This is a genomic window from Candidatus Methylacidithermus pantelleriae (assembly GCF_905250085.1).
Classification (GTDB): Bacteria; Verrucomicrobiota; Verrucomicrobiia; order Methylacidiphilales; family Methylacidiphilaceae; genus Methylacidithermus; species Methylacidithermus pantelleriae.
Window position 1 is genome coordinate 1 of record NZ_CAJNOB010000069.1, and the last position, 2,075, is coordinate 2,075.

A 2,075-nucleotide genomic window follows, 5' to 3' on the forward strand; every position below is an offset into this window, starting at 1 on the left:
CCCTTAGCAGGGGAGCCCCTTGAGCCACTTGGGTACTTCTCTATTATGGCTCCGCAGGTAGGATTCGAACCTACGACCGATCGGTTAACAGCCGATAGCTCTACCACTGAGCTACTGCGGAATATTAATATGGTGGGCCTAAATGGACTTGAACCATCGACCTCACGCTTATCAGGCGTGCGCTCTAACCAGCTGAGCTATAGGCCCAAAATGGAGCGGGTGATGGGAATCGAACCCACGACATCAGCTTGGAAGGCTGGAGTTTTACCATTAAACTACACCCGCATATCTTATTTTAATGGGGCGACTAGTGGGAATCGAACCCACGAATGCCAGAGCCACAATCTGGTGCGTTAACCACTTCGCCACAGCCGCCATTATATTAAAATGGCAAACAAATGGTGGCTCGGGACGGAATCGAACCGCCGACACAAGGATTTTCAGTCCTTTGCTCTACCGACTGAGCTACCGAGCCGTATTAACAATAAGAAGGATTGAAACAAACTTTTTTAAAAATGGCGGTCTGGACGGGACTCGAACCCGCGACCTCCTGCGTGACAGGCAGGCATTCTAACCAGCTGAACTACCAGACCAAATTGCGGGGGCAGGATTTGAACCTGCGACCTTCGGGTTATGAGCCCGACGAGCTACCGGACTGCTCCACCCCGCGACAATAGAAATATTACTTAGCATTATCATGCTTTTAGGATGACCGCCCCGATTTCAGAAAGCTTATTCAAGCTGTTGCTCAATCGGTGCGCTGTAGAACATTCGAAGAAGGTTATTCGAACGTGCTCCACCCCGCGACAATAGAAATATTAATAAAAAACAAATAATATGGCGGAGGAAGAGGGATTCGAACCCCCGCGCGGTTTAACCCGCCTGTCGGTTTTCAAGACCGATCCCTTCAGCCGGACTTGGGTATTCCTCCGTACAAAAAATATTCATGGTGGACCTTGTAGGACTCGAACCTACGACCGGACGGTTATGAGCCGTCTGCTCTAACCAGCTGAGCTAAAGGTCCATATTTACTTAAAATAATTGGTAGCGGCGGAGGGGATCGAACCCCCGACCTTACGGGTATGAACCGTACGCTCTAGCCAGCTGAGCTACACCGCCAAATGATTGATTGTATATGGTGGAGGATAGCGGGATCGAACCGCTGACCTCCTGCGTGCAAAGCAGGCGCTCTCCCAGCTGAGCTAATCCCCCACAAACAAGGTTATATGTTGACTATAATGGTCGGGAAGACAGGATTCGAACCTGCGACCCCTTGGTCCCAAACCAAGTGCTCTACCAAGCTGAGCTACTTCCCGATTTTATTGGCGCGCCCGAAAGGAGTCGAACCCATAACCTTCTGATCCGTAGTCAGACGCTCTATCCAATTGAGCTACGGGCGCAAGTGCTTACTTTATTAAAAATGGTGCCGAGGACCGGAATCGAACCGGTACGGTAGTCACCTACCGCAGGATTTTAAGTCCTGTGCGTCTGCCAGTTCCGCCACCCCGGCAATCATGGAGCGGAAGACGGGGCTCGAACCCGCGACCCTCACCTTGGCAAGGTGATGTTCTACCACTGAACTACTTCCGCATCTTTATTTAAATGGTGCGGGTGAAGGGAGTCGAACCCCCACGCCTTGCGGCGCCAGATCCTAAGTCTGGTGCGTCTGCCAATTCCGCCACACCCGCAAATGATTATAAAATGGTGAGCCATGAAGGACTCGAACCTTCGACCCTCTGATTAAAAGTCAGATGCTCTACCGACTGAGCTAATGGCTCAACTTATATTCTGTCGTTAGATATTCTCATCTGTTTTGCCTTTCGAAGCAGTGGCCGATGGGTAACATCTCAGCTAGTTTATTAATGTTGAATTGCTGTTTTACGACTAAAATATTACTGATAAAAATGGTGCCGGCCAGAGGACTTGAACCCCCAACCTACTGATTACAAGTCAGTTGCTCTACCAATTGAGCTAGGCCGGCATATACATTATATAAATGGTGGAGGATGACGGGATCGAACCGCCGACCCTCTGCTTGTAAGGCAGATGCTCTCCCAGCTGAGCTAATCCTCCAT

At 50.1% G+C, this 2,075-nt stretch carries 19 tRNA genes; all 19 read right to left on the minus strand.

Annotation, left to right across the window (positions count from 1 at the left end):
• Nucleotides 1-46 precede the first annotated feature (46 nt).
• The 19 genes from KK925_RS10360 to KK925_RS10450 all read right to left on the minus strand — a co-directional run bounded on the left by KK925_RS10360 (nucleotide 47) and on the right by KK925_RS10450 (nucleotide 2,073).
• Nucleotides 47-121: transfer RNA gene (locus tag KK925_RS10360), tRNA-Asn, on the minus strand.
• Between the two features lie 9 nt (nucleotides 122-130).
• A tRNA-Ile gene (locus tag KK925_RS10365) sits at nucleotides 131-207 on the minus strand.
• A 4-nt stretch (nucleotides 208-211) separates the two neighbouring features.
• Nucleotides 212-285: transfer RNA gene (locus KK925_RS10370), tRNA-Gly, on the minus strand.
• Between the two features lie 14 nt (nucleotides 286-299).
• A tRNA-His gene (locus KK925_RS10375) sits at nucleotides 300-375 on the minus strand.
• Between the two features lie 24 nt (nucleotides 376-399).
• A tRNA-Phe gene (locus tag KK925_RS10380) sits at nucleotides 400-475 on the minus strand.
• Between the two features lie 41 nt (nucleotides 476-516).
• Nucleotides 517-593 (minus strand) — tRNA-Asp (locus KK925_RS10385).
• 3 nt (nucleotides 594-596) lie between these two features.
• Nucleotides 597-670: transfer RNA gene (locus KK925_RS10390), tRNA-Met, on the minus strand.
• Nucleotides 671-838: 168 nt separating this feature from the next.
• A tRNA-Ser gene (locus tag KK925_RS10395) sits at nucleotides 839-931 on the minus strand.
• Nucleotides 932-947: 16 nt separating this feature from the next.
• Nucleotides 948-1,024, minus strand: a tRNA-Ile gene (locus KK925_RS10400).
• 18 nt (nucleotides 1,025-1,042) lie between these two features.
• Nucleotides 1,043-1,119: transfer RNA gene (locus KK925_RS10405), tRNA-Met, on the minus strand.
• A gap of 17 nt (nucleotides 1,120-1,136) precedes the next feature.
• A tRNA-Ala gene (locus KK925_RS10410) sits at nucleotides 1,137-1,212 on the minus strand.
• A 27-nt stretch (nucleotides 1,213-1,239) separates the two neighbouring features.
• Nucleotides 1,240-1,316: transfer RNA gene (locus tag KK925_RS10415), tRNA-Pro, on the minus strand.
• Nucleotides 1,317-1,323: 7 nt separating this feature from the next.
• A tRNA-Arg gene (locus KK925_RS10420) sits at nucleotides 1,324-1,400 on the minus strand.
• A gap of 21 nt (nucleotides 1,401-1,421) precedes the next feature.
• A tRNA-Leu gene (locus KK925_RS10425) sits at nucleotides 1,422-1,510 on the minus strand.
• Nucleotides 1,511-1,515: 5 nt separating this feature from the next.
• Nucleotides 1,516-1,590 (minus strand) — tRNA-Gly (locus tag KK925_RS10430).
• Between the two features lie 13 nt (nucleotides 1,591-1,603).
• Nucleotides 1,604-1,688, minus strand: a tRNA-Leu gene (locus tag KK925_RS10435).
• A gap of 14 nt (nucleotides 1,689-1,702) precedes the next feature.
• Nucleotides 1,703-1,778 (minus strand) — tRNA-Lys (locus KK925_RS10440).
• 127 nt (nucleotides 1,779-1,905) lie between these two features.
• Nucleotides 1,906-1,981 (minus strand) — tRNA-Thr (locus KK925_RS10445).
• A gap of 16 nt (nucleotides 1,982-1,997) precedes the next feature.
• Nucleotides 1,998-2,073 (minus strand) — tRNA-Val (locus KK925_RS10450).
• Between the last annotated feature and the right edge of the window lie 2 nt (nucleotides 2,074-2,075).